Genomic DNA, 25,026 nt, shown 5'->3' on the forward strand with positions numbered 1-25,026 from the left:
AGTTCGTCAGTTCCAGCAGCGACTTATACGAAGAGAGATCTGGCGGCCAAAACGCCAACGACGTGTCCAGAAACAACCGCTGCGGGGCCCGAAGACTGGATACAATCATCCAGTAGATCGGAAAGAACGAGTAGATGCAGATTACAATGACCGCCGCGTAGAGGCCGATGCGCCCGGCAATCTGCTTGATCGGCTTGCTCACAAAACCGGAGAACTTTTGTTCCGATGCTGGCGTTGGCGCGTCCTGCGGCAAGCGATCGAACCGAGAGGCGCTGCGAAGGAGTCGCTCCTGCCGCGGATCGGCAACAGCAGCAACGACGGAGAGGTGCGGATTTTGTTGTGTCACTGTCATCGGCCTTGCTTTGCTTCGTCGATCGGGAAGAACCGCAGATAGATCAGGATAATGGTCGCCAGTAGCGCAAACGAGATTGTCGCCACCGCAGCCCCACCTCCGAGATCGAACTCCAGAAACGCTCTTCGATAGGCAAGGGTCGGGAGCGTCTCGGTCTGATTCAGTGGGCCTCCCTTGGTCAACAGCCAGATCACGTCAAACTTGTTGAACATCCAGATGCCTCTCAGCAGAATGACCACGATCAATACAGATCTGAGACCCGGCAGAGTGATGTGCCAGAACTGCTTCCAGGCGCTGGCGCCGTCGACCCGAGCTGCTTCGTAAAGCTGGACCGGAATTGTTTGCAGGCCAGCCAGCACGCACGTCACCACAAATGGCGTCCATATCCATACGCTGACGAGAACAATCGTTCCCTTCGCGGTTGCCGAGTTCGCGCCCCAGTCAAACATGCTGGATCCGAACGATGCCAGGATACTTTTGATCAATCCGTAATTAGGATCGAGCATCCATTGTGCGATGAGGCACGCAACGACCGTCGGAAGAAAGTATGGAACGATCGACAGCGCTCGAACGACTGCCTGTCCCACGAATTGACGGTTCAGAACGAGTGCAATGCCCACGCCGAGCGTGACCTGCAACACGATCGCGGAAATAGAGATCGTTATCCCGTTTAACAGCGCGTCCCAAAAATTTCTGTCCTCGAGGACGGTGAGATAGTTTCCAAGTCCGACCCATCGCGGCGGAGCGATAAAGGACTCCGCCGCGTAGAATGAGAGCTTGATGGAGTACAGGAGTGGCCCGCCAACGATCGCGCCGACTATCAAAACGCCCCCGACGAACAAACAGATGATTCGCCAATCCTGCCTCATGAGGCACCTACCTTTTCGTCAACACAATTCAACCAAGCTTCCGGATGCGATTGGCCGCCGCTTTCACGCAATCGGCCGATGACATGTTCTTGAGCACCTTGTTCTGCAACATCTCGGGCATGACATTCGAATCGAAGACCTTGCACGGCCGCAGATCGATCGACGGACCGATCAAGTCGACCGACGAGAGCCTCACCTTGCTGTCCGGGTCGATGAACGACTTCATCTGCATCATCGTTGCCCAATGCTTCTGAATCATCGGGTGTTTCTTCCAACGCGGGTCCTCGTAGATGTCCAGGCGCACCGGCTGGAAGTTCATCCAAGCCGAATGCAGCCAATCGATGTAGTGCTCATCGATGAACCATTTGAGGAACTTGAGCGTTTCCTCGCTTTGCTTGGTCTTGAACGCGACGAACCCGTCGAAGGCGAACGGCAGCGCCTTCTGTTTACCCCCGCTGTCTGGTGCGGCGAAGATTCCATACTTGTCCGCGAGATCCGGATTTCTCGCTTCGAGCGCCTCGACCACACGTCCCGAGTAAAGGGTGTGCGCGACCTTTCCGGTGACGAAGAGACTCATGAGCTCGGCATAACCTACCGTGTTCAATCCGGGCGGCATGGTCTTGTAGAGTTCACCGTAAAGATCGAGGAAGCGTCCGGTCCGATCCGCATTCTCCGGAGCATCCAGAACAACATTCCACTTGTCGTCGTAGAATTGCGGGGCTTCCGCGAACAGGTTGCCGAAGCTCGCCCAATTGGTCGCGCTGTCGCTCGCCAGCGGCATCACGCAACCGCCACGCTCGATATTGCCGTCCTTCGAGACAGTCAGCGCTCGGCAGTTGTCAAGATATTCCGCCCATGTATTAGGGATCTTGAGGCCCTTCTCGGCATAGAGATCCTTCCGATAGTAACAGGTCACCAGATTGTAATCGTAGGGATAGAACCAGTTTTCACCCTGATACTTCCAGGCCCCCATCTGTCCCCAGGAATGCTGCTTCACAAGATCGGTCATCGGAAGAAGATGACCGCCGCGCGCGTACTGTAGAATGTGGGCGATATAGCCTTGGGTGGCGAGGTCGTACGGATTACCCGCGTTGATCGCCGCCATCGTCTTTGCGTATGCGCCGCTTATCGGCGTCGAATCGACGATGATCTTGACGCCGAACTTGCTCTCATACGCATTGCACGCGTTTCGCAGCACGGCTTGGCTGTCGGCCGCAGTTTCAGCGTTGAGGAACCGGAGCGTCACTCCGGCTTGAGCATTTACGTACGGAGCCGCTAGAGAGCTCGTCGCTCCAACCACCGCGCCCGCTGATGTTTTGAGAAAGTCCCGTCGGCTGAAGCCGAAAGACTTATCCTTGGACTTCCATTGATTTGAGTTGCGCCTGGTCATGATTCTTCCTCCCGTTGTTAGTTTCATTTATCGATTTCGATTGCCTCAACGTCCTTCCGTTCTCGCGCGAAAACATATGCAACCGCTGCGCGGGCAGAACGAGGGGGATTTTGTCCCCAGCCGCGAGCACATCGTCGCGCGCGAATACCGCGCGGAATTTCTGGCCGAATATCGTCCCCAGCACATAGGTCTGCGCGCCGATTTGCTCGACCAGACTGACGATCATCTCGATATCGGAAGCCGCTTCAGCGCGAATGATATGCTCTGGTCTGATGCCGACGGTGACGCTCCTCTCGGTCTCGACAAACTCGCCGTCCGGCAATCCGAGCTGCAGTTCGCCAGAACGAACCTTCAGACCACCACCGTCACGGAGCAGATCGCCCTCAACCAGGTTCATCTCGGGCGAACCGATGAAGGCGGCCACAAAGACATTCATCGGCCGGTCGTAAAGATCCAGCGGCCGTCCGGCTTGCTGGATCCAGCCATCGCGCATGATGACAATCCGGTCACCGAGCGTCATGGCTTCGACCTGGTCGTGAGTCACGAAGATCATCGTGGCTCCGAGCCGGGCATGCAGGGTCGCGATTTCTTCGCGAGTCTTCACGCGCAGCTTGGCGTCGAGGTTGGAAAGAGGCTCATCGAGCAGAAAGACATCGGGGTCTCGGACGAGCGCACGGCCAAGCGCAACCCGCTGCATCTGACCGCCCGACAGCTGCCGCGGCTTCCGCTCGAGCAAAGGATCAAGGCCGAGGCTCGACGCCGCGCTGCGCACGCGACGATCAATCTCGTCTTTCGGTTCTCCGCGCACGCGAAGACCAAATGCCATATTGTCGTAGACGGTCTTCTGCGGATAGAGCGCGTAGTTCTGGAACACCATCGCAATATTGCGATCTTTCGGCGGGAGTGAAGTCACATCCCGCCCGCCGATCATGATCTTGCCCGATGTCACATCATCGAGGCCGGCAAGCATGCGCAACGTGGTCGATTTCCCGCAGCCGGACGGCCCGACAAAAACGACCAGTTCTCCGTCGGCAATATCCAACGAAAAGTCCTGCACCGCCCATGGCCCTCGATCTCCACCAAAGGATTTCGACACATTCTGGAGAGTTACTCGCGCCATACAGCAAACCTCGCTTCGCGTTGCCTCTAGTTATTATCACCATGCGCCAGAGCCTTGACCGCATAGCTGTCTTCTAAATTGGACAGACCATTTTGGTCTTCCATACGTCTCCGCCTGGCGGCTGTCAAGCAATCTCCACGGTTGGCACCTTCAAAACCGCGCGGTCATTGAGCAGAAGCTCCCGCCGGGATCCGGCGATCCGGCGACCCGGAACTCTGCCCTAAAAACTGATCACAACCTGTGTTGGTTTGACCAATTTGGTAAATCCAATTATAGATGAATGGAGGGCGCGCGGTTTCTCGGAAATAGATCGCGCCATATGAACTAACAAGGAAGCGACATGGCTGGACCTCTGGTGGGCTACCGAGTGCTCGATCTCTCAAGAATTCTCGCAGGGCCGTGGTTGGGCCAACTTCTTTCGGATCTCGGTGCTGAAGTCTGGAAAATCGAACGCCCAGGCACTGGCGACGACACACGGCAATGGGGTCCCCCGTTCCTGAAGGACGGCGAATCGAACGACACAACCGAAAGCGCATACTTTCTCAGCGCCAACCGCGGCAAGCATTCGATCTGCGTCGACATCGCGACCAACGAAGGCAGCGCAATCGTGCGCGCGCTGGCGCAACAAGCCGACATCGTGATCGAGAACTACAAGGTCGGCGACATGACCCGATACGGGCTGGACTACGAGTCACTGCGAAAGCTGAAGCCGGACATCGTTTACTGCTCGATCACCGGCTACGGCCAGACCGGCCCGATGAAGGACGTGGCGGGATACGACATGGCCATCCAGGCAACCGGCGGCCTGATGAGCATCACGGGTGAAAGTGACGATATGCCGGGCGGCGGTCCTCAAAAAGTCGGCGTTCCGATCGTCGATATTCTCACCGGCATGTACAGCGCAACCGGCGTCATTTCAGCGTTGCTGCACCGGGAGCGCACCGGCGAGGGTCAACACATCGATATGGCTCTGCTCGATGTCCAGGTTTCGGTACTTGCCAACCAGAACATGAATTATCTCACGACGGGAACTCCTCCCAAGCGTTACGGCAATGCGCATCCGAACATCGTTCCCTATCAGGTGTTCAAGACAAGGGACGGCTCGTTTGTGCTGGCTGTCGGAAACGATCAGCAATTCAGAAACTTCTGTGCCGCGTCGGGATTGACGGAATTGGCCACCGACGTCCGCTTCCTCACGAACACCGACCGGCTCTACAATCGCGACCAGCTCATTCCCCTGATGGATGTGCATCTTGCAAAGCAGACGACACGCCATTGGATATCAATGCTTGAGCCAGTCGGAGTTCCTTGCGCGCCGATCAACCGGCTGGACCAGGTGTTTGCTCATCCGCAGGTGATCCACAGAGAACTGCAGATTAATCTGCCTCATTCTTCTGGCGCCGTCGCGCCTCTCGTCGGCAACCCGATCAAGTTTTCGAGAACGAAAATCGAATACTCCAAGAGCCCTCCGCTGCGGGGCGAAGACACCGTACATATCCTCAAGACTGTTCTCAAATTCGATGAAGCGCGCATTCAGCGCCTGAACGACCGCCGGATTGTCGATACCGGCACGCATCCGCGGCACTCCTCACCAGGACGGCCCGACTAAGCGGGGGGCGCTACTCGCACCCATGAACGGCGCAGCCTACGCGGCGGTCGCGCTCGTGACATCTGCCTGCGGATCTGGTGGCAGCGCTATTTCTGCGGCAGGCGGAGCGCGAACGAATTCGGACGAATGCTGACCTAACTAATGACCAAGGGCCCAGACTGCCTTTTGAAATGCCGTTCTGTCCTGGGGAGACATAATCTTATCCCAATGCTGCGAGTCTTTCGGTCCCCATAGAAGAACAACAACAGCCAATACGACAAGCGAAGCAGTCAACATGCGAGTGATCATCGAAACACCTCTCTGTTGACGCCCGAGCTTCGGGCACTATAATTGGACATACCAAAATGGTACTCCAAAACGACCCAAAAAACAACGGCAATGTTCGTCACCCGTATCAGAAAGCATCTTCCTCGGCGGGCTACTAGCTTCTTGCCATACCAGCCACGCTGGCAGCCGCGGGGCGTTCCCAAGGGGGATTCGAAATGAAACTATCCGGATATGACTACATCGTCGTCGGCGCGGGATCGGCGGGATGCGTGCTGGCGTCGCGACTAAGCGAGAATCCAAACGTCAATGTCCTGCTGATCGAGGCCGGAGCTCCGTCCGCATCCATCTTCGTTCACATGCCGGCCGGCATTCGCGTGCTCTACACAAGTCCGAAATACAACTGGCAGTTCTGGACCGAGCCTCAGGCCCATCTCAACAATCGAAAGATCTACATCCCTCGTGGTCGGGTTGTGGGTGGATCGTCCTCCATCAACTCGATGATTGCGATTCGAGGCAACGCCTGGGACTACGACTCGTGGGCCGCCCAGGGCCTGCCGTCATGGAGTTACGAAAACCTGCGCCCTTACCTCCGAAAGATCGAGGATGCCACCCTGGTGACACGGGAGCGCGATCAGGACAGAGGATATTCTGGTCCTATTCGGCTGTCCTATGGCACCCTGCAACATCCCATTTCGAAGGCGTTCATTGAAAGCGCGGTGTCGGCCGGCTTGCCGGAGAACAATGGCTTCAACGGCCCATCCCAGATCGGCGCCGGCTTCTACGAACTCACCATCGCTGAAGGAAAGCGATCCGGAGCCTTCAAATATCTCGATCGCGCGAAGGGACGAAGCAATCTCACCCTCATGGCCAACTGCAGAGTACGCCGGATCGCGATGGAGGGGACGCGCGCGCGCGGCGTGGTCATCGAGAAGGGCGGCCGCGAGATAACCATCTCGGCAGAGCGCGAGGTATTGCTGACATCCGGAGCCATCGGCTCGCCGCAACTGCTGATGCTGTCGGGAATCGGACCGGCAGATCACCTGCAATCGCTCGGCATCAAGCCTGTCCTCGATTCCGCTGGCGTTGGAGACAACTTGCAGGACCATCTGGATTGTGCGATTCGCTTGGAAGCCTCTCAGCCCGTTACGCTGACGCCGTATCTCGGCCTGATCAAGGGTGGCCTCGCGGGGGCGCAATACCTTCTTCGAGGCACGGGCCCCGCCACGTCTCAAGGCGTTGAAGCCGGCGCCTTCTGGGGACCTGACAAAAATTCGTCGCTGCCAGAGTGGCAAGCTCATCTCATCGTGGCGCTCCGAAATCCGCCGCCCAACGAACGCATTGCTCATGGTTTCGCGATTCGCGTTTGCCAACTTCAGCCCAAGAGCCGAGGAACATTGCGACTGCGATCGGCAGACCCATCTGACACTCCCGCTATCGATCCCCGTTTCCTTTCTGACGAGTCGGATTTCATCAGCATGCAAGAAGGTGTCAGACAACTGTGTGAGATTATCGATCAACCGGGTCTGGGCAAATTCGTGAAACGAAAGATCGATATCGATGCATTTACCAGTGTGGCTTCCCGCAAGAAGTGGATACGGGAGCGCGCCGAGACGATCTATCACCCCGTTGGTACCTGTCGCATGGGCGAAGACAGCAACGCCGTCGTCGACGATCAGTTGCGGGTCCGAGGAATCGACAATCTCAGAGTCATCGATGGTTCGATCATGCCGACAGTGATCAGTGGAAATACCAATCTGCCGATCATGGCTATGGCGGAGAAAGCTGCCGAGTTGATTGCGGAGGGCAATGAGACAAGGGCAGTTCTTGTCGGGCGCCGGTGCCCCTAGAAGCCAATCAGCATGATGCAGGAGTACATGTCACTCATCGGGCCCGAGTATTTCGGAACCGCTGAGTGACCTATTTCCTCGATGGACCACTGCGTATGGTATGCCGGACCGTGACTTCAGGCTGCGGTAATTCGCGAACGGCAACACCGTCGTCTCCCGCAACCATAAGGATGGATCATGACTGAGCGGCTCGAAGCGTATCGTGTGGAGGCTTTCAACACCGCCAAACTATCCGAAAACAAGATGCACGATGATTCCGTGGCCCTGAAGTACGGTTTCAGAGGCGGTCTGGTGCCGGGGATCGATATTCTTGCCTACATGATCCACGTTCCAGTTGCGAAATGGAGTCGAGCATTCCTCGAACGAGGACTGATCGAGGCGCGGTTCATTAAGCCGATCTATGATGGTGAAGTCCTACTGGTTCAAGCGGAGGAGTCCAGCGAAGGACTCTCGCTAACCGTCGAACACGGCGAGGCCAAAGCCACAGGACATGCCTCGCTGGCGGTAACAGCGCCGGCCTTCTCGCTCGCCAGTTTTCCCGACACCGCACCGGTTGCGACGCGGAAGCCCATCGACGCTGATTCTTATCAACTCGGCAAATGGCTCGGCACTGCCCCGCGCTCCTGGCAGGGCAAGGCCGGCGCCGAATACCGCACCGGGGTGCGCGAGGCCGATCCAATCTATGCGCGCGAAGGCCTTGTCCATCCTGGCGTGCTGCAGCAGATCATGAATCGGGTACTCATGGAAAATGCCCTTCTCGGGCCATGGATTCATATCGGCAGCCGCATGCAACTGATATCAGCCGCTACCGACAGTGACCAACTGACCGCACGTGCACGCGTCACGGGCAACTACGAGAAGAAGGGCCACTTATTTGTGGAATTGGACGCCCTTATCGTTGCCAATGGCCGCACTCCTGTCGCACATTGCCAACATATAGCGATCTATCAGCCTCGACCTCAAGTTGCATGAGACATGCTCCCGGTACGGACGTACTTATGAGGTGTACCGCGAACGCGCTCGAGCGGGCGATATCTGTTTTCTATATCGACGAGAGCGGCTGCGTCGTCCGCAGGCGCGCCTCAAGCGATTCGCACAACGCTTGGCTGTCATAGCCTTGTCGGCGACGAGTCCGGCAGATGACCAGCTCGGCTCTATGCCGATTGCCGCCTTGCGGGCTCGATACCGCGAGCTGTTCCGGTCCGATCCGCCTCCGGCGTTCGGGCCGGACTTGCTGCGGCGAAGTATCGCCCAGCAGATTCAGGAGAACGCCTATGGCGGTCTTTCCCGAGAGGCCAAGAAGCTGCTCGGCCAACTGGTGCGATCGATGGCTTCCGGAAACCCAGGTCGCCTTGAGGTGCCGCAGCGGATCAAACCCGGTTCAGAGCTGGTGCGGATCTGGAATGGCCAAACCCACAAGGTCACGGTCTTAGCCAAGGGCTTCGCCTAAGCGTCTCGTGAAGATCGACTAACCACCCTAGTAAAAAACCATCGCTCGCCAAACCAATGAGCCGCCCCAGCTCCTTGTCATCATCGTTGCTGATCAACATTTCAGCCTCCTTTCGCCGCAAGATCTGGACGATCGTAGATGCTTCGTAGAAGATCGAACGACGGCCCGAACTGACGCAATTTCAGTTTCGAGCCGCCAATGCAGTTGCTCGAGACCGTCCATGTCGAATGGGCTGTACTCACCAAGCGTTTTGCTAAGGTTGATGATGCGATTTAGCCGTCGTCGAATGCGGCGGCGCTCGACCGGTATAATCTCCGTCTCGGTTACTCGCCTTAGAATTCTTTGCATAGCTTGCAACTCGGTCAACAGCTCAGCCGAACGCTCGCCAACAGCCACGAATAGTTCGGCACAGTCAACCAAGCATGTTTTCTGAAAAGACGATTCAGCCTTCCCGAACAGGCTTCTTAGATCCAGCTTTTTTGGCTCCTTGCGGGTGCGATGCGCAATTTTCGTTTTCATTTTTTTGCTCTCCAATATTTTCATCGCGGCAGTCACAGCCGCGTACTGCCATTTACAAGATTACGAACCATGCTCGAACACGACGATATTTAGCTGGGGGACCCGCCGGCAACTCTTGCGATCGACTCACGCACCGCGTCGTCCAGGTCGTACCTTACCGATGGCGTTCGCATTCCTCCTCCATTTTGCGATTGAGAGGCGACGATAGTGCAACAGCCCGCAAAGGCAAAATGCGATCATCTCCGAAGCGTCTCTGCTTTGATGGCCGCCCACGGATCATGGCGGACGCTCGGGGACTTAGTCGACCAACATCATGAGCAACGCCAAGAATTAGTTCACGCAAATTTTCTCTTCTGATGGGGCGTCGCAGACGTTGCCGCTGGTTTCCATGCCCGCATGGTCTTGCCGTAGTAAGAGCCAACAATTGCCGCCTCAAACGAGCATTCCGGCTCTTGAGCGAACTGATCCTCGGATGTCGCAGCTCAAGGCATGACCATCCGGAAGCCGGGTTTTTCCGGTCTTGGAGGCCTTGACAACGATAGTAGGGATATCGAGATCATTCCTCCACGCCTGTACGTCGAGCATTACAGGCCAGTCCACCAATGGGTTGATCGGAGGCAAACCTCTGTCAGCTTTTTCAACAAACGCTTCGGCATTTCATCAGCGGTGATACGCGAATTGCCATCACGACATCATTTACAAGATTGATTCTTCGTCCCCTCCAATGTCGCCACGGCCGCGAACGCGACTGATAAGCTTTCTGCTAAAACCTTATCAGTTCACGCGTCCGAGCTAGTCCGCTCATGATCGACCGTCGTTGCTCTCCGACCGACTTCGACCTCGATTACCTGATCCGCCATTCGGCCGGCCAGGACTTTGCGGTAAGCGCGATGAAAAACTCCACCACATCCAATGCTCGCTGTCGGGCGAGATCGATCAGCAGGGCAAGGAATTGGTGCGTCCTGAAAGCGGCCCGGTCCTGATGTGCCGCTCGCGGCCGCGCACCGACCTGCAAATTCTGCCCAAGCGAATCGAAAGTATCGGGTCGCCGGTTCGGAAGACGCTGACCGCGCGAGTATTTCGACGCACCACGCCCGCTCCCGACGTTTCCATCCTCACCCTGCGTTTCCCGATCGGTGTTCGCGCCAAATTCAAGGCGGGACAATATCTGAAGGTCCTGATGCCAGACGGCGACTCCAGGAATTTTTCCATGGCCAACCCGCCTCACCAGAATGACGGAGTTGAGCTTCACATTCGTCATGTTCCCGGCGGGCTGTTCTCCGAACAGATGCTGCCCGGTCTCGCGGCCGGCAGCAGGCTGCGCGTCGAGCTGCCGTTCGGCGATTTCTATCTGCGATCGGCATCCGAATTGCCGGTTGTCCTGCTTGCAAGCGGCACCGGATTTGCGCCGATCAAATCGATCGTCGAGAACGCCATCCGGCAAGGCAGCACGCGGCCGATGAGCCTGTATTGGGGTGCCCGGACGGGCGACGACATTTACCTGCACGATCTGCCGGCGAAATGGCAGGGCAAATTTCCTTGGTTCTCATTCATCCCGGTGTTGTCGGAAGCCGCTAGCGACTGGTCCGGCCGCACCGGCCTCGTGCATCGCTCGGTCCTCGAGGATTTCACGGATTTGTCATGCGTCGAGGTCTATGCATGCGGCAATCCGCTGATGATCGCCGCGGCGCAAGGCCAATTCAGCGAAGGCGCGGACTACCGGAAGACCGCTTCTATTCAGATGCCTTCGTTGATTCCAGTTCGCCACAACCGGCTCACAAAGACGGCTTATCGCAATGACTAATTCTCGATCACGACATCTTTCCGTCGCAGCAATCGCCCTTGCAGCGATGCTGGCTACCTTGATCCTGTCAGTTCCATCCAGCTCGAGGGCCGAAGATTCGGCATCCGGGTATCCCGCACGTGCGATCCGGATTATTCCGTTTCCAGCCGGAGGGACCGCGGATATCCTTCCGAGGATCGTCGCCGAGAAGCTTCGCGAGCGTTGGAAACAACCGGTCGTTGTCGAGAATCGCTCGGGCGCGGGCGGCAATATCGGGGCGGAGTTTGTCGCCGCCAGCCCGCCCGATGGCTACACGTTACTTGCGAGCCCGCCGGGTCCGATTGTTATCAACGAAACACTCTACAAGGCTCTTCCGTTCCGTCCGGCAGACCTCGAGCCAATCACCGTATTGGGCTCGGTTCCGAATGTACTTACCGTACGACCGGGATTTCCGGCCCAGACTGCACACAGCTTTATCGAATATTCCAAGGCCAATCCGGGAAAGGTGTCATTTGCCTCGCAAGGCAACGGGTCGACCTCTCATCTGACCGCGGTGTTGTTCCAGAAACTGACCGGGTCGCAGATGGTCCATATTCCCTACCGCGGGACCGCGCCCGCGCTGCAGGATATCATGGGCGACAACGTCGACATGTTTTTCGACAACCTCGGATCCTCGCTCAATCTCCATTTGGGCGGGAAGATCCGAATTCTGGCCGTCGGAGGCGCCGAACGTGCCTCCTCGCTTCCCGACATTCCGACCGTTCGGGAAGCCGGCGTTCCAGATTTCCAATCCGTTACCTGGTTTGCCTTACTGGCGCCGCATCAAACACCAGCAGCAATCGTCGCGCGATTGAACACGGCCATCACGGAAATCCTGACGGAGCCGGATGTCAGGGAGCGGTTTTCCAAAATCGGCGTGCAGGCCGTGGGGACAGATCTTGCAGCCACGGCCAAATTCATCAACGACGAGCGATCCCGCTGGGGCGCCATTATCAAGACCGCAAACGTCGTAATTGACTGATGCCGATGAAAACAATCGTTCAAAGAACAGGGGAGGCCAGAATGAAATCATTTAATGTCGCACTTGCCGCATCGATCAGCCTTGCCATGGCAAGCATCTCAGCCGGAGCGCAGGACGCCTATGTGATTGGAATCAACTCGGCATTGACGGGACCCGGCGCCAGCACCGTGGCCGGCGCCGCCGAAGGCCTAAAGCTGTATATTGAAAAGCTCAATAAGTCGGGCGGTATCAACGGCAGGCAGGTCAAGCTGGTGGTCCAGGACGATCAGGGCGAACCATCAAAAGCGGCCGCGAACGCGAAGAAGCTGTTGACCCAGGACAATGTCTCACTCCTGATCAACACAAGCCTGTCCTCGACATTCGCGCCGATGATTGCGGAAGCGCAGCGCGCCGGCGTGCCTCTGCTTTTCGCGGGATCGGTTTGTCCGCCTGACGTCTATCCGCCGGCAAATGAGTTTCTGTTCTGCACCACATCCCACTCCGCCGCCCATGACGCCCGCGCAACGATCGATTTCATCAAGCAGAAGTCAGGCACGGACATCAAGATCGGCCTCGCCGCCATGGCCATCCCGGTATCTCGTACCGGTATCGATGCCGCGGAGAAATTCGCCGTGGGCGCTGGCATGAAGCTGGTTGGAAAAGAGATCATTCCGCCGGCTACTCCCGACTACACGCCGTTCGCGACCAAGCTCATGCAGGATAATCCCGAATGGGTTTACTGCTGGGCACCTTGGGTGACGGAAGCCAAAACCTTCGAAGCGCTGCGCAAGCTCGGCTGGCAAGGCCAATACGCCTTGAACGTGCTGCCTGAAACCGAAGGCGAGCTGGCGCAACTCAAGGATGGAAAGCTATTCGCGCTCGGATCGAACGCGATGTTCTTCCAGAATTTGCCGATCCAGAAGGAGATCGCGGACGCCGCCAAGGCCGCGAACTCGACCTACCAACCCAACCAGATGACCGACGGATGGATTGGAGGAATGACCATCGAGGCAATTCTGAAGACAGCCGGCTGGCCGGTCACCGCCACAAAACTGAAGGATACGATGGCCGCCCTCACCATCGACACCAAAGGGCTGCGCGGCGGCCCAATCGAATGGACCAAAGACAATCACTTTAGAACGAAGCAGTACTATCGCGTCTACCGTTGGAATCCCAGCAAGAATGCGATCGAAATCGCGATGGACTGGAAGGAATACGAAATTAAGTAGATGCGATCTCCGGATCCATACGGCGAGCTGATCTGACCATTGTCCTCGTCTGGGGAGCGGCGAGCCGCAATATCAGGACCGGAAGGAATTCCTGTTCTCGCTTAGGTCCGGCGCCACTGTCTTATTCACGTCCGAAGCTCCTCGGAAATCCAGTCCGACGTCCGCTCCGCCATCATGACGATCGGTGCATTGGTGTTACCGGACACCAGTCGCGGCATCGCCGAACCATCGACCACGCGCAGGTTGCGGATACCGCGCACGCGCAGCCGATGATCGAGCACGGCGTCAGGATCACCGTCTGGTCCCATCGCGCAGGTGCCGACCGGATGGAAAATGCTGCCGGCGCTGTTGCGAACCCAGTCCAACAGCTCGGCGTCGGATTGATGCGCCCTGCCCGGTCTGTATTCGTCTTCAATGAAATGCGACAGCGGCGCGGCCGACGCTATCGCGCGCATCTTGCGCACCATTTTGACCGCAAGCGTTTGGTCGCGCGGATCGCGCAGATAGTTGGGCTGAATCCGCGGTGGCGCGAGCGGATCCGTGCTGGCTATTTCAATGACGCCGCGACTCTGCGGCCGCAGCATGCAGGCCGACAGGGTAACGCCAGGAAAGGGATGCGGCGGTTGATGCGGCCGGTCGAAGCTGACGAGGCCAAAGTGGATCTGAACATCGGGCCAGTCTGCATCAGTTCCCAGTGTGAGAAAAGCGCCGGCGCGATAGACACCGTTGCCCAGCGCGCCGCCGCGCGTCAACATGTAGCGAAGGAATTCCCGGGCGCTGCGCCAGCGACTGTTGGCGATGTCGTTGAGGGTTTCCACGCCGCTGCAGCGATAGGAAGGACGAACCTGAAGGTGATCCTGCAGATTGCGACCGACCCCGCGCAAGGGGCTGACGACCTCAATGCCGAGCGGCTTCAGCATCTCGGGATCGCCGATGCCGGAGAGTTGCAGAAGCTGAGGCGACTGGATCGCACCGGCGCAAAGGATCACCTCTTTTCGTGCCGTGATGATCTCGCGGGTACCCCTGCGTGCGAACTCCACGCCCGTGGCACGGCCATTGTCAATGATGATCTTGGTGGCGTGCAACCCGCACTCAACGTGCAGATTGGTGCGATGCCGCGCGGGATCGAGATAGGCGCGCCGAGTGCTCATGCGCCGGCCGCGCCGCGTCGTCATTTGAAAATAGCCGGCGCCATTGTTGTCGCCGGCATTAAAATCGGCGGTTGGCGGAATCTGGCATTGCCCCGCCGCCGCAATGAAAGCATCGGACAATCGATCATGCGGCAGGTCGGAGACCCAAAGCGGCCCACCCGTGCCATCGTGGGCGCCGGGGGCGCGGGCGCGGTGCTGGGCGCGTTTGAAATAGGGCAGCACGCTGTCCCAGTCCCAACCTGGATTGCCCAGATCGCCCCACTGGTCATAGTCGCGGCGGTGGCCGCGCAGATAAAGCATCCCGTTGATCAGGCTGGTGCCGCCGGGGCCCTTGCCGCGCGGCCACGGCAGTCGCCGACCAGCCATCTCAGGATCGGGCTCGGTGTCAAATTTCCAGTCGAAACGCGGATCGCCTACAGTCTTGAAATAGCCGATCGGAATGTCAATCCACGGAAAGCGCGTCGGCACGCCGGCCTCTACCAGCGTGATCTGCAGGGCGGTGGTCTCGCTCAACCGCGCCGCCAGTGCACAGCCCGCAGAACCCGCGCCGACGATAAGGATGTCTGTTTCAGTCATTGCAGCAGGTGTTCCCGATTTTCTGGCTCGGCATCATTTTTATCGTCGTCGCCCGGTCTGCCGCATCCATCGTACCGCCTCCTTCATCTTGCTATCGGCCGTGTCCGCCGGTGGTCGCGTGGTGCCAGGCGAGCAGGCGGCGATCGAGCCATTGGAACAATGCATTGACGAGAAACCCGACGACAGCGACGACGACCACTCCTGCCAGGCCGTCGGCAATGCGGAAGTTCTCCTGCGATCGCAACAAATAGACGCCAATGCCATTGGTCGTCAGCAACATTTCCGAGACGACCGAGACCAGGAGCGCCGCGGCTACCGCAAGACGAATGCCGGTCATGATGATGGGAGATGCCGCCGGCAGATCGATCAGCATCATGTTCTCCAGCCGCGTCAGCCGCAGCGATCGGCCCACATCGGTCAGCATCGGGTGATTGGCGCGAACGCCGTCGATGGTGCTGATCAGCACCGGAAAAGCGCAGGTGAAGACGATCATGGCGATCTTGCCACCGTCGCCGGTGCCGGCGAACAGCATTGCGATCGGCGCCACCGCGGGGGGCGGCAACGGCCGCAGCAGGTTGATCAGCGGCTCGAAGATTTCACCGAGCGTACGGATACGCCCGACCAGGATGCCGAACGGGATCATGGTGGCGAGCGTGATCGCAAGCCCGATCGCGGCGCGACGCAACGTCGCCGCCATCTCCATTCCGATGGTGCCGGCATTAGCGATCAGCGCCGCAAATGTCGCCGACAATGTCGGCACGAACGGATTGTGAATCATCCGCGCGCCGACCTCCCAGAACGCCAGGATCGCCAGGCCGAACAGAATCGCGGGCAGGTTGATGCGGCTCATGACGCAGCCGCCGATCGCATCATGACGTCGTGCCAGCCGACGCAGACGCCGCGTAGCGCGGCGACGAGGGAGTTGATGAGAAGGCCCGCGACCATGGCAGCCAAGAGACCTGCGAAGGTTTCCGGTACGCGTAACGTAAATCCGGCATCAATCAGATAGAAGCCGAGTCCGTCGCGTCCGGCGATCATTTCCGCGGCGACCGCCGCGATTAGCGCAACGGCTGCCGCAAGCCGGATGCCGATGAAGATCGTCGGTAGTGCTGCTGGCAGCCGGACATAGGCGATGATCTCCCAGGTGTCATATCCGGTCGCGCGCGCGGTCTCGATCTGCACATTAGAGGTAGCCTTCAATGCCTGCGCAGCATTGAGATAGACTGGCCAGAAGCAGGCAAAAATGAGAATAAAGGCATAGAGCTTCCAGCCGAGGCCAAGAAAGAAGATCGCCATCGGTACGATTGCCGCGGGAGGTAGCGGTCGCAGGAATTCGGCGATCGGATCGAAGGCGCGGCTGATCAGCGGTAACCACGCCGCCAAGAGCGCCACAGCGAGCGCGACCAGCGTCGCGGCGGAGGCGCCTGCCAGCGCTCTAATGAAGGTGATCGAGAAGGCGGCAGCGAGCGGACCGCGGCGCAACTCATCGATCAGGGTTATGACGACGAGGCTCGGCGCAGGAAAGTGATCGCCCGGCACAACGCCAGCACGCGCGATCCCTTCCCAAAAAAGCAGGAAGCCTGCGATCGACAGCGCGCCGCGTCCGAGCGATCCCATCGCGCACCTATTTCGCTGTCACGATGACGTCTTCGGCTTTGGTTGGCTTCTTCAGCATACCGTACTTCAACATCTTGTCGATGATGGTCTGATAGTCGGCGGCCTTCGGCTTGAAATCGACCAGGAAGTCGTAGCGTAGCTTTTCGATATACTCAGCCGGAAAGCGGAATTCGTCAGCCAGGATCGCCTTCGTCACCGACGGATCGCGATTCAGCTCGGTAGCGGCGCGCAGCGACGCCTTTTCCAGCGCGACTATCTCCTTTTGGTGCGCGGCGATCCAGGTCTCAGCCGCGAACAGCCCCGCGATCCGGTAGGGTGTTGTGACTTCCGCGAGAAAGCCGCGCGCCAGCTCTACGGGTTTGGTCTTGCCGTTGAGCGCGGCAGTTGCAAACGGCTCCACAATGCAGGCGGCGTCGGCAGTGCCGAGTTCGAGCATCGCGGGCATCTGTGGGAACGGGTTGTTGAGGATTCTCGCCTGGCTATAGGCCAGCCCGGCCTTGTCCATCCAGTCATGGATTGACAGCTCGCACAGGCCGCCTGGGACACCCAGTACGATGTTCTTGCCGGCGAGATCCTTGATCGATTTGATTCCGGATTTGGCGCTGGCCATGATGGTGCCCCACAGCCGGCCGGGCGTTTGCTCATATTCCAGGCTCATGAAGAACTTGAATGGCTGGCCCTGCTCGCGCGCGATCAGCACCGGCGACAGCGCGGCAAAGCCAAAATCAGCCGAGCCTGAAGCAATCGCGGCGCCGACCGCGGGACCACCGGGCACCGCGATCATCTCGATATCGAGCCCCACGTCTTTGAAATAGCCCTTCTTGGCAGCATAGAAGAACGGCAGCACTTCGAGCGTCTTCACGTAAGCGAAGCGAACCTTGGTCTGCGCCGCCGCGGGAACCGCGAGCGCCAATTGCCCGAGCGCCAGAACGGCGATGACGGCCGTCAGTCGATGGGTCCTGGATGAAATCTTGCCAGATGTCCGGTCGGTCATTGTTGGTCTCCCCTTCTGATCCATTGATGTTACGCAGCGGCCCGCATGGAGCGGATCTGTGTCAGCACCCGCTCCCGCATTTTCAGAAACGCTGGATCGGCACGACTCACGATCTGGTCGCGTGGCGTCGGCAGTTCGATGCGAATGGTCTCGACCACATGGGTAGGGCGTTGCGACAGCACCATGACGCGGTCAGCCATATAAATCGCTTCATCGACGTCATGGGTCACCAACAAACAGGTCTGCTTGTATCGGCGCGCGAGCGACAGCAGCAGATCCTGGATATCTGCCCGCGTCTGGGCGTCCACCGCGGCAAGCGGCTCGTCCAGCAGCAGGAGATGTGGCCGGGCAGCGAGCGCACGCGCGATCGCCACGCGCTGCTGCATGCCGCCGGACACCTGCCAGGGAAAATGCGTCTCGAAACCGGTCAGACCCACGGCACCGAGCATCTCGGCAGCGAGCGCACGCTTGGCCCGGCCATCGAGATCGCGCAACCGGCGCATGCCGAAGATCACATTATCGATGTTGCGCCGCCACGGCAGAAGCGAGCGGCTGTAGTCCTGAAAGATTAGCGCCATTCCGGCCGGCGGCCCGTCGATCGTCCGCCCCTCAAACTCGAGGCGCCCTGAATCCGGCAGCCGCAACCCGGCCAGGCAAGTGAGCAGCGTGGTCTTGCCGCATCCTGACGGGCCAACCAGCGAAATGAACTCGCCGGCCTCGACATCGAGGTTCAAGTCGCGAATGATCTCGGCACCGCCAAGCGATTTCGCGATGCCCTCCGCGCGCAAAATGGGCGACATAGCCGGGGTCATATCGGCGCCGCCGCGAATGCGACGTCGAGGATCGCGACGGTTTCATCCACATTGTCGCACGTGTAGGTCAGCGGCGACGACAGGATGACCTTACCACTGGCCCAACGCAAGGCGAGGCCACGCGACAGTCCCGCCGCACACGGCCTGCTGCCGAAGCTGTCGGTGAGAGCGAACGGCCCTTTGGTCTTGCGATCCCGGACGCATTCGATTGCGAGCATCAATCCCTTGCCGCGAACATTGCCGATCGCCGCGCCGACCATCGGATGCCAGACGTGACGGGCTTTGTGGGCCTCGATAAGATTGGCATGCTTGTTCATCCGCGGGCCCCCTCGTTGACGCGACGCTTGTCGCGTGGCGGATCGGTCGCTGGCGCCGCCTGCGCCAGCGCTTCGACGTAAGCCGTATTCGCCGCAGCGGTAAGCTTGTCGAGCAAGCGAAAGACCTCGCCGCGTTCCTTCGGAGCAAGCGCATCCAGCAGATGCTGATTGCGCGCCGCGACGAAATCGAAAATCCGATCGTGCCAGCGGCGGCCTTCCGCGGTGAGGCTGAGAAACACGTGCGGACCGCCATTCGCAGCTCGTTTGCCCGCCACCAGCTTGCGGCCGGTCAGCGCACTCACGGTGCGACTGAGCTGCCCCTTGTCCTGATACAGGTTGCGTGCGAGCTCGGTGAGCGTGAGCGGGCCGACGGCGTGAATTGAGCCCAGCACGCGCCATTCGCTGAGATTCATGTCGAACCGTGTGGAGATCTGCGACTGAGCCTTGCGGTCGGTGATGGTCGCCAGTTGTGCGATGCGAAACCCCAGCAGGGCGCGAATGTCGCGCGCGGTCGCGGCGGCCATTTTGCCCTTACGCTGGTTCGCCACATTCCCTCCCATGTCGCTGACTTGCGATCGCATTGTTTTTGTCGCTGCTCTGCCTGCTGGCGGTTCGAGAGCGGCACGCAGTGTGGTCGCTGTTGACAAGTTCAACACGAAGCTTATCAGTTGAGGACGATCGGTCAAGCCGGAGCATGGACTGAACGGAATGGCGACTCCGAATACCCTCTTCATCATGTGTGACCAACTGCGGTTCGACTATCTGAGCTGCGCGGGGCATCCGTTCTTGCAGACACCGAACATCGATCGCCTTGCGGCGCGCGGGGTTCGGCTCACCCCAGGCCTATTGCAGTCGCCAGTGTGCGGCTCGTCGCGGATGAGCTACCACACCGGACGTTGCATGCGCTCGCACGGCTCCAACTGGAATAATTTCCCGTTGCGTGTCGGTGAGCCGACACTTGGCGATCATCTCAAGCCGCTCGGCGTGCGCACGGCATTGGTCGGCAAGACGCACATGAAGTCAGATGACGAAGGGATGACCCGCCTCGGCATCGATTCATGTTCGGTGATCGGCGTTCAGGCCGCTCAATGCGGCTTCGAGCCCTATGAGCGAGACGATAGTCTGCATCCCCACATGCTATGTCGGCAAGCCGCTGGCTTACGACACGTATCTGCGCGTCCGGGGCTATGACGCTGAAATCCGTGGAAGGAGTGGGCCAATTCCGGCGCCGCGCCTGACAGGCATGCTGCAGAACGGCTGGCTGCTGGTGCACGCCGACAAACAGGCGCGGGTGCCAGACGAGCACTCGGAAACGCCCCATACGACGCGGCGCGCGATGCAGTTCATCGATGAGGCCAGCGCCGATGGCAGGCCTTGACTGCTGCATCTGTCCTATATCAAACCGCATTGGCCTTACATCGCGCCGGCAGCCTACCATGATATGCATGGCGATAACCAAGTCATTGCTCCGGTGCGCGATGAATCGGAGCGGCGCGACCCGCACCCCGTCTATGACGCCTTCATGGATCTGCGGGTGTCGCGGAATTTTTCGCGCGACGACGTGCGCCGCCGGGTGATCCCGGCCTATATGGGCCTGATCAAACAGATTGACGATCAGCTCGGTCCTCTCTTCGCGTTTCTTGATGCGCGCGGCCTCACCGATCAGACCATGATCGTGGTCGATCCGTTGCCACGGGCGGATGCCACGCGTGGCACGACCTGCGACGCTCTGGTGGAGGCGATCGACCTCGCGCCAACCTTCGTCGAGTATTTCGGCGGTACGCCGCCGCGCCACATTCTTGAGGGTCGCTCGCTGATGCCGCTGTTGCGGGGCCAAAGGCCCGACGGCTGGCGGCGTTGCGTGTTCTCCGAATACGATTACTCGATGCAGGACGTTCGCCAGGCGCTGCGGCAGCCGATCGACAAATGCCGGCTGTTCATGGCCTTTGACGGGCGCTGGAAATATATCCATGCCCCAGGCTATCGGCCGATGCTGTTCGATCTGCAGGGCGATCCACACGAACTGCGCGACCTCGGCACCGATCCGGCCCATGAAGCCGAGCGGCAGATGATGAAGGAGCGGCTGTTCGAATGGGCGCTCACCGATCACAACCGCATCACGACGCGCGACGAGCGGATCGCGGCCTATAGCGCGCGGGCGCAGCTCAAGGCCGGCGCCCTGATCGGCTACTGGGACGAGACGGAGCTAAAGGCGGCCGAAAAGACGCTCCATCCCGGGTGTTCGCAGACACGGACGGACGCTTGCTGCGATCAAAGGCGCGTCAGCATCCGTGACCCATATGAGCGCAAAGCAAGGTGGCTATTGCAGGACCCGGGCTTGCCGCAGGGCCACAGCCCCTCAAGAGCAAGCGCTGACAAGGTATTTATGAACGGTCCCAACACCGCCGGGTTCCGTCGTTATGGCGGCTTAGCGAACAGGTGGTCTCTTTCTCCTCCAGAGGTCCGGCTACCGCATCTCCTGCACCTCGCGTGGACAACTCCTGCTGGGATCAAAGCTGTGCGGATTGTTATCCCAAGGGCGCGAGCGTCTGAAAGGGGCGACACATCCCCGCTGCGGTGCGGTACGATATGGTCTGAAAATTTCCAGCCGAGGATGTTGACGCCGGCGAGGATAGCCCCGGGTGGCAGATCCTACCCGGCCCAACCGCCTGAGGCGTTCCCGAACACGACCAGCCGGATAGCAGCTAAACTGGAACTGGTCCAAATCATTAAAAGGGCAAGGTGGGGGTAGGTGGAAGTGACCGGGCGCACACCATAGCAAGCAATCGCCGCTCCCCCGGCCTGACGACGACCTTCGTAGGAACATACGACAAGGATGTAGGAAACGGACGCCTCACGATTCCACCTTGTCGATTATTGACATCCACCTTGCATCTTACTAATATACAATTTCACTGGAAGCATAAACCCAAAAAGCGGGGACGCCCATGTCGAAATTGGTCTTCATATTGCCTGACGGTACGGCGCAGACGGTGGCTGCCATCCCTGACACAAGCGCAATGAGGCATGCCGTCGACAATGGACTTCCTCTTGATGCGGATTGCGGCGGCGAATGCATGTGCGCCACCTGTCATGTCCACGTCGATCCGGGATGGTTCAACAAGCTTGAGCCCGCGGAAGAGCAGGAAGCCGACATGTTGGGCGTCGTGGACGACCCAAGCCCAACTTCGCGTCTGTCGTGCCGAATCCGGATGACCGAAAAGCTTGACGGTCTAGTACTGCGTCTGCCTCCAACACACCGCTGACCGCGCGCCATCCGGCGTCCATCGAGAGGAGATTCCTTATGAGTGATGTCACCATCGAAGCCGCTCGTGACTTGGTGTCCGAGCACGAGCGCCTGGCCTATGAAATGCCTATCGAGGACATCGTAGTGGCCGACGCCGCGTTGTTTCAGCAAGGGGTATGGATGCCGTATTTTCAGCGCCTCCGGCGCGAGGATCCGGTACACTTTACGCCCAAGAGCCGCTTTGGCGCGCATTGGTCAGTTACGAAGTTCAAGGATATCCAAGCCGTTGATTCAAACTGGCGCGTGTTCTCATCCGATACCGCCCGCGGTGGCGTGCACATAGGTGACAAGCCGCCCGAGAAGCGCTTGCGCAGCTTCATCGCATCGGATCCGCCGAAGCAAATAGAACAACGGAAAGCCATCCAGCCGATCGTATCCGCCGGGAGCCTTGCGGAAATCGAGGGAACGATACGGCGGCGGACTGGAGCGCTTCTTGATCAATTGCCCCGCAATGAGACGTTCGATTGGGTAGCCCGCGCTTCTATCGAGCTAACGTCGATGACTCTTGCAACCATCTTCGACTTTCCGGTGGAGGACAGACGCCTGCTCGCCCACTGGTCGGATGTCTCAATCGTCGATCTGTTAGCTGGTGGCCCGATCGATAGCGAGGAGAAGCGAGGCGCAGAACTCGCGAAATGTCTGGATGCGTTCAAACTGCTGCGAGAAGAAAAACTCAAACGCCAACCGGAGAACAATCTTATCTCCATGATCGCTCATAGCCCAGCCTATCAGGGGATTTCCGAGAAGGAGTTTCTCGGCAATCTTCTCCTCCTCATAATCGGCGGTAACGAAACCACACGGAACTCGATGAGCGCCAGCGTCCTCCTCCTTAACGAGAACCCCACTGAGCAGCGTAGACTACGTGCAAACCCTGAATTGATTGAGAGCATGGTAAGCGAAGTTATCCGCTTCCAATCGCCAATTCTCGCTTTCCGGCGGACGGCAACTCAGGATACCAACCTGGCCGGCAAAACCATTCGCGAAGGCGAGAGGGTGGTAATGTGGTATATCTCCGGAAATCGAGACGAAGACGAATTCGCAGAGCCCCATCGCTTCCTATTGGGTCGCGACAACTATCGCAAGCACATCGCATTCGGTTTCGGAGTACACCGCTGCGTTGGAAATCGATTGGCAGAGTTGCAGCTGCGCGTTCTATGGGAAGAGATTCTCGCCCGCGACCTCAGGATTGAGGTGGTCGGGGCCCCCAAGCGCCAATATTCGACTTTCGTGCATGGCATTGTGGAATTGCCAGTAGTCATCCGGCAATAGGGAGAACGCCTCGTAGCGTTTGCCGACGATCCTTCACGCATCGCCTTTTTGCACGCCTGCAAACGCACCCAGCTCTCGGAAGACGAATCGCCTTTCCGTCGACTGTCACTTCGACCGCGCAGACTTAACCTTTCCGACAGACTTGCTTTGTTGGCCACCTGACCCCGGGAGCGCAGAGACTTGGATCCTATCGTCATCATCGGCGCTTCACATGCCGGAGTGCAGATGGCAGCTTCGGCTCGCGACGCAGGCTGGGAGAACGAAATCGTTCTGGTAGCCGAGGACACGCTCCTACCGTATCACCGCCCCCCGCTGTCGAAAGGTCTGCTTACCGGCAAAACCGCCGTTACAGACATCCCCCTGCGCGGCGAGTCCTGGTACCAAAGGAACCGTATAGTCCGCCTGACCGGCCGCCGTGTCGTTGCGCTCGACAGACATCGTCGTCGAATCATTCTTCAAGGTGGCGAGCAAGTTTCATACTCCCGTCTCGGACTTGCAACAGGTGCTCGCGTGCGGCGTCTCTCCTTGCCGGGATCGGAGCTGGACGGCGTATTGTATCTGAGGGATTTCGCAGACGTCGAGACGTTGAACTCGCAGCTTCAACAGGCGCAGTCGGCTGTTGTTATTGGAGGTGGCTTCGTAGGGTTGGAGGTAGCGTCCAGCCTCTGTCAGATGGGCAAGAGCGTGACAGTGCTTGAAGCACTTCCGCGCCTTATGCCGCGCGCCACGAGCTCGGCGATCTCCGGCTGGTTCGGCCGCCGCCATACGGAACAAGGCGTCAACCTGCTTTTCAATGCGCGAGCAGAAATTATTCTGAATGACGGCCAGGGACGCGCGGCGGGAGTGCGCCTCACCGGCGGGCAAACAATCGCCGCCGACTTTGTCGTCGCGGGAATTGGCGTAACGCCCGCTGTCGAACTCGCCAAGGCGGCGGGGCTCACCTGCAGCGACGGCATCCTCGTTGACTCGCTAACCCGCACAAATGACCCATCCATTTTCGCCGCCGGCGACGTGACCAACCATCCATCCGCATTTTCCGGCGGGCAGCTGAGACTGGAGTCGGTGCAGAACGCTACCGATCAGGCCAAAGTGGCGGGACAGATGCTGGCCGGCGGCGCTCCCAACCCGTACAACGTCGTGCCGTGGTTTTGGTCCGACCAGCACAGCGTGTCATTGCAGATGGTCGGCCTGGCAAGCAGCGCCGACCACTGCGTGGTACGCGGCGATTATGCGGCTGGCAAATTCTCGGTTTTCTCCTTTACTGGGAACAGGCTGGTGTGCATTGAAAGTGTTGACAGTCCTCGCGATCACATCGCGGGACGCCAGATTTTAGCCAAAACGAATGCGCGACTGACCCCCGAGGAGGCCGCAGATATCCGGTTCGACCTACTTGCAGCGGCCCGCGCAAAAACTTGATTCGCAGCAGACCGTGAATGCGATCCGGAAGGCGACGGCCCACGGAGGCTCGGCCAAAATGCTACAACGTCACCGCTTCTTGAGCGTTGACAGCTACCGAGCTACGACGTTACTTGAACGCAATCAGACTGG

21 protein-coding genes and 2 pseudogenes are annotated in these 25,026 nt (G+C 59.0%); 11 read left to right on the forward strand and 12 right to left on the reverse strand.

Annotation, left to right across the window (positions count from 1 at the left end):
• From Q7T45_RS01660 to Q7T45_RS01675, 4 genes and pseudogenes are all read right to left on the reverse strand, one after another.
• A pseudogene (locus Q7T45_RS01660) lies at nt 1-352 on the reverse strand (carbohydrate ABC transporter permease); the annotation flags it as partial.
• Entirely contained in the window at nt 349-1,221 is an 873-nt protein-coding gene (locus Q7T45_RS01665; RefSeq protein ID WP_304866660.1) for a carbohydrate ABC transporter permease, read from the reverse strand. The gene Q7T45_RS01665 and the pseudogene Q7T45_RS01660, both read right to left, overlap by 4 nt.
• 28 nt (nt 1,222-1,249) lie before the next feature.
• Nucleotides 1,250-2,611, reverse strand: a complete 1,362-nt coding sequence (locus tag Q7T45_RS01670; protein ID WP_304866663.1) for an ABC transporter substrate-binding protein — start codon at nt 2,609-2,611, stop codon at nt 1,250-1,252.
• Entirely contained in the window at nt 2,571-3,731 is a 1,161-nt protein-coding gene (locus Q7T45_RS01675; protein WP_304866666.1) for an ABC transporter ATP-binding protein, read from the reverse strand. Before Q7T45_RS01675 ends, Q7T45_RS01670 begins: the two co-directional genes overlap by 41 nt.
• 340 nt (nt 3,732-4,071) lie before the next feature.
• Here Q7T45_RS01675 and Q7T45_RS01680 point away from each other — a divergent pair, with 340 nt between their 5' ends.
• The 4 genes from Q7T45_RS01680 to Q7T45_RS01695 all read left to right on the forward strand — a co-directional run bounded on the left by Q7T45_RS01680 (nt 4,072) and on the right by Q7T45_RS01695 (nt 8,904).
• Nucleotides 4,072-5,340 carry a CaiB/BaiF CoA-transferase family protein gene (locus tag Q7T45_RS01680; RefSeq protein WP_304866669.1) on the forward strand — a complete coding sequence of 423 codons (1,269 nt, stop codon included), beginning with the start codon at nt 4,072-4,074 and terminating at the stop codon, nt 5,338-5,340.
• Between the two features lie 482 nt (nt 5,341-5,822).
• Nucleotides 5,823-7,454, forward strand: a complete 1,632-nt coding sequence (locus tag Q7T45_RS01685) for a GMC family oxidoreductase (protein WP_304866672.1) — start codon at nt 5,823-5,825, stop codon at nt 7,452-7,454.
• Between the two features lie 177 nt (nt 7,455-7,631).
• Nucleotides 7,632-8,426, forward strand: a complete 795-nt coding sequence (locus tag Q7T45_RS01690; RefSeq protein ID WP_304866676.1) for a hypothetical protein — start codon at nt 7,632-7,634, stop codon at nt 8,424-8,426.
• Nucleotides 8,427-8,457: 31 nt separating this feature from the next.
• Complete coding sequence (locus Q7T45_RS01695) at nt 8,458-8,904, forward strand: DUF2924 domain-containing protein (protein WP_370691190.1); 447 nt, start codon at nt 8,458-8,460, stop codon at nt 8,902-8,904.
• Between the two features lie 93 nt (nt 8,905-8,997).
• Here the strand turns inward: Q7T45_RS01695 and Q7T45_RS01700 are convergent, their stop codons facing one another.
• Nucleotides 8,998-9,423, reverse strand: a complete 426-nt coding sequence (locus tag Q7T45_RS01700) for a hypothetical protein (RefSeq protein ID WP_304866679.1) — start codon at nt 9,421-9,423, stop codon at nt 8,998-9,000.
• An 817-nt stretch (nt 9,424-10,240) separates the two neighbouring features.
• On the opposite strand from Q7T45_RS01700, the gene Q7T45_RS01705 reads away from it, so the two are divergent.
• From Q7T45_RS01705 to Q7T45_RS01715, 3 genes are read left to right on the forward strand one after another with little or no spacing between them, the layout of a single operon-like run.
• Nucleotides 10,241-11,227, forward strand: coding sequence for an FAD-binding oxidoreductase (locus Q7T45_RS01705; RefSeq protein WP_304866682.1), 987 nt, complete (start codon nt 10,241-10,243; stop codon nt 11,225-11,227).
• Nucleotides 11,220-12,227, forward strand: coding sequence for a tripartite tricarboxylate transporter substrate binding protein (locus Q7T45_RS01710; RefSeq protein WP_304866685.1), 1,008 nt, complete (start codon nt 11,220-11,222; stop codon nt 12,225-12,227). The genes Q7T45_RS01705 and Q7T45_RS01710 overlap by 8 nt, the downstream gene beginning before the upstream one ends.
• A 41-nt stretch (nt 12,228-12,268) precedes the next feature.
• Nucleotides 12,269-13,435: an ABC transporter substrate-binding protein gene (locus Q7T45_RS01715; protein WP_304866688.1), complete on the forward strand. Its 1,167-nt coding sequence runs from the start codon at nt 12,269-12,271 to the stop codon at nt 13,433-13,435.
• Between the two features lie 125 nt (nt 13,436-13,560).
• Here Q7T45_RS01715 and Q7T45_RS01720 read toward each other — a convergent pair whose 3' ends face one another.
• The 7 genes from Q7T45_RS01720 to Q7T45_RS01750 form a co-directional block, all read right to left on the reverse strand.
• Nucleotides 13,561-15,162 carry a GMC family oxidoreductase gene (locus tag Q7T45_RS01720; RefSeq protein WP_304866691.1) on the reverse strand — a complete coding sequence of 534 codons (1,602 nt, stop codon included), beginning with the start codon at nt 15,160-15,162 and terminating at the stop codon, nt 13,561-13,563.
• Nucleotides 15,163-15,253: 91 nt separating this feature from the next.
• Nucleotides 15,254-16,012 carry an ABC transporter permease gene (locus Q7T45_RS01725; RefSeq protein WP_304866695.1) on the reverse strand — a complete coding sequence of 253 codons (759 nt, stop codon included), beginning with the start codon at nt 16,010-16,012 and terminating at the stop codon, nt 15,254-15,256.
• Nucleotides 16,009-16,779 (reverse strand): ABC transporter permease, encoded by a 771-nt coding sequence (locus tag Q7T45_RS01730; protein WP_304866698.1) that lies wholly within the window; start codon nt 16,777-16,779, stop codon nt 16,009-16,011. Before Q7T45_RS01730 ends, Q7T45_RS01725 begins: the two co-directional genes overlap by 4 nt.
• A gap of 7 nt (nt 16,780-16,786) precedes the next feature.
• Complete coding sequence (locus tag Q7T45_RS01735; RefSeq protein ID WP_304866701.1) at nt 16,787-17,773, reverse strand: ABC transporter substrate-binding protein; 987 nt, start codon at nt 17,771-17,773, stop codon at nt 16,787-16,789.
• 29 nt (nt 17,774-17,802) lie between these two features.
• Nucleotides 17,803-18,573, reverse strand: a complete 771-nt coding sequence (locus Q7T45_RS01740) for an ABC transporter ATP-binding protein (RefSeq protein WP_304866703.1) — start codon at nt 18,571-18,573, stop codon at nt 17,803-17,805.
• 8 nt (nt 18,574-18,581) lie between these two features.
• The gene (locus Q7T45_RS01745) at nt 18,582-18,902 is read right to left on the reverse strand and encodes a hypothetical protein (RefSeq protein WP_304866706.1); all 321 of its coding nucleotides are present in this window, start codon (nt 18,900-18,902) and stop codon (nt 18,582-18,584) included.
• Nucleotides 18,899-19,426 carry a MarR family winged helix-turn-helix transcriptional regulator gene (locus tag Q7T45_RS01750; protein WP_304866709.1) on the reverse strand — a complete coding sequence of 176 codons (528 nt, stop codon included), beginning with the start codon at nt 19,424-19,426 and terminating at the stop codon, nt 18,899-18,901. The genes Q7T45_RS01745 and Q7T45_RS01750 overlap by 4 nt, the downstream gene beginning before the upstream one ends.
• Before the next feature lie 184 nt (nt 19,427-19,610).
• Here Q7T45_RS01750 and Q7T45_RS01755 point away from each other — a divergent pair.
• From Q7T45_RS01755 to Q7T45_RS01770, 4 genes and pseudogenes are all read left to right on the forward strand, one after another.
• A pseudogene (locus Q7T45_RS01755) lies at nt 19,611-21,111 on the forward strand (sulfatase-like hydrolase/transferase); the annotation flags it as partial.
• A gap of 739 nt (nt 21,112-21,850) precedes the next feature.
• Nucleotides 21,851-22,168: a 2Fe-2S iron-sulfur cluster-binding protein gene (locus Q7T45_RS01760; RefSeq protein ID WP_304866712.1), complete on the forward strand. Its 318-nt coding sequence runs from the start codon at nt 21,851-21,853 to the stop codon at nt 22,166-22,168.
• Between the two features lie 38 nt (nt 22,169-22,206).
• Nucleotides 22,207-23,478, forward strand: coding sequence for a cytochrome P450 (locus tag Q7T45_RS01765; RefSeq protein ID WP_304866715.1), 1,272 nt, complete (start codon nt 22,207-22,209; stop codon nt 23,476-23,478).
• Between the two features lie 180 nt (nt 23,479-23,658).
• Nucleotides 23,659-24,894, forward strand: a complete 1,236-nt coding sequence (locus Q7T45_RS01770; protein WP_304866718.1) for an NAD(P)/FAD-dependent oxidoreductase — start codon at nt 23,659-23,661, stop codon at nt 24,892-24,894.
• The last annotated feature ends 132 nt before the right edge of the window (nt 24,895-25,026 follow it).

The sequence above is a fragment of the Bradyrhizobium sp. genome (assembly GCF_030646015.1).
In the GTDB taxonomy this organism is placed as follows: Bacteria; Pseudomonadota; Alphaproteobacteria; order Rhizobiales; family Xanthobacteraceae; genus Bradyrhizobium.

Bases quoted from the DNA above. Each gene is read 5' to 3' on its own strand.
- Q7T45_RS01685 (WP_304866672.1), top strand. From the start codon at position 5,823: ATGAAACTATCCGGATATGACTACATCGTCGTCGGCGCGGGATCGGCG.
- Q7T45_RS01690 (WP_304866676.1), top strand. From the start codon at position 7,632: ATGACTGAGCGGCTCGAAGCGTATCGTGTGGAGGCTTTCAACACCGCC.
- Q7T45_RS01665 (WP_304866660.1), bottom strand. From the start codon at position 1,221: ATGAGGCAGGATTGGCGAATCATCTGTTTGTTCGTCGGGGGCGTTTTG.
- Q7T45_RS01670 (WP_304866663.1), bottom strand. From the start codon at position 2,611: ATGACCAGGCGCAACTCAAATCAATGGAAGTCCAAGGATAAGTCTTTC.
- Q7T45_RS01710 (WP_304866685.1), top strand. From the start codon at position 11,220: ATGACTAATTCTCGATCACGACATCTTTCCGTCGCAGCAATCGCCCTT.
- Q7T45_RS01715 (WP_304866688.1), top strand. From the start codon at position 12,269: ATGAAATCATTTAATGTCGCACTTGCCGCATCGATCAGCCTTGCCATG.
- Q7T45_RS01675 (WP_304866666.1), bottom strand. From the start codon at position 3,731: ATGGCGCGAGTAACTCTCCAGAATGTGTCGAAATCCTTTGGTGGAGAT.
- Q7T45_RS01735 (WP_304866701.1), bottom strand. From the start codon at position 17,773: ATGACCGACCGGACATCTGGCAAGATTTCATCCAGGACCCATCGACTG.
- Q7T45_RS01740 (WP_304866703.1), bottom strand. From the start codon at position 18,573: ATGTCGCCCATTTTGCGCGCGGAGGGCATCGCGAAATCGCTTGGCGGT.
- Q7T45_RS01725 (WP_304866695.1), bottom strand. From the start codon at position 16,012: ATGAGCCGCATCAACCTGCCCGCGATTCTGTTCGGCCTGGCGATCCTG.
- Q7T45_RS01680 (WP_304866669.1), top strand. From the start codon at position 4,072: ATGGCTGGACCTCTGGTGGGCTACCGAGTGCTCGATCTCTCAAGAATT.
- Q7T45_RS01750 (WP_304866709.1), bottom strand. From the start codon at position 19,426: ATGGCCGCCGCGACCGCGCGCGACATTCGCGCCCTGCTGGGGTTTCGC.
- Q7T45_RS01745 (WP_304866706.1), bottom strand. From the start codon at position 18,902: ATGAACAAGCATGCCAATCTTATCGAGGCCCACAAAGCCCGTCACGTC.
- Q7T45_RS01730 (WP_304866698.1), bottom strand. From the start codon at position 16,779: ATGGGATCGCTCGGACGCGGCGCGCTGTCGATCGCAGGCTTCCTGCTT.
- Q7T45_RS01700 (WP_304866679.1), bottom strand. From the start codon at position 9,423: ATGAAAACGAAAATTGCGCATCGCACCCGCAAGGAGCCAAAAAAGCTG.
- Q7T45_RS01720 (WP_304866691.1), bottom strand. From the start codon at position 15,162: ATGACTGAAACAGACATCCTTATCGTCGGCGCGGGTTCTGCGGGCTGT.
- Q7T45_RS01760 (WP_304866712.1), top strand. From the start codon at position 21,851: ATGTCGAAATTGGTCTTCATATTGCCTGACGGTACGGCGCAGACGGTG.
- Q7T45_RS01765 (WP_304866715.1), top strand. From the start codon at position 22,207: ATGAGTGATGTCACCATCGAAGCCGCTCGTGACTTGGTGTCCGAGCAC.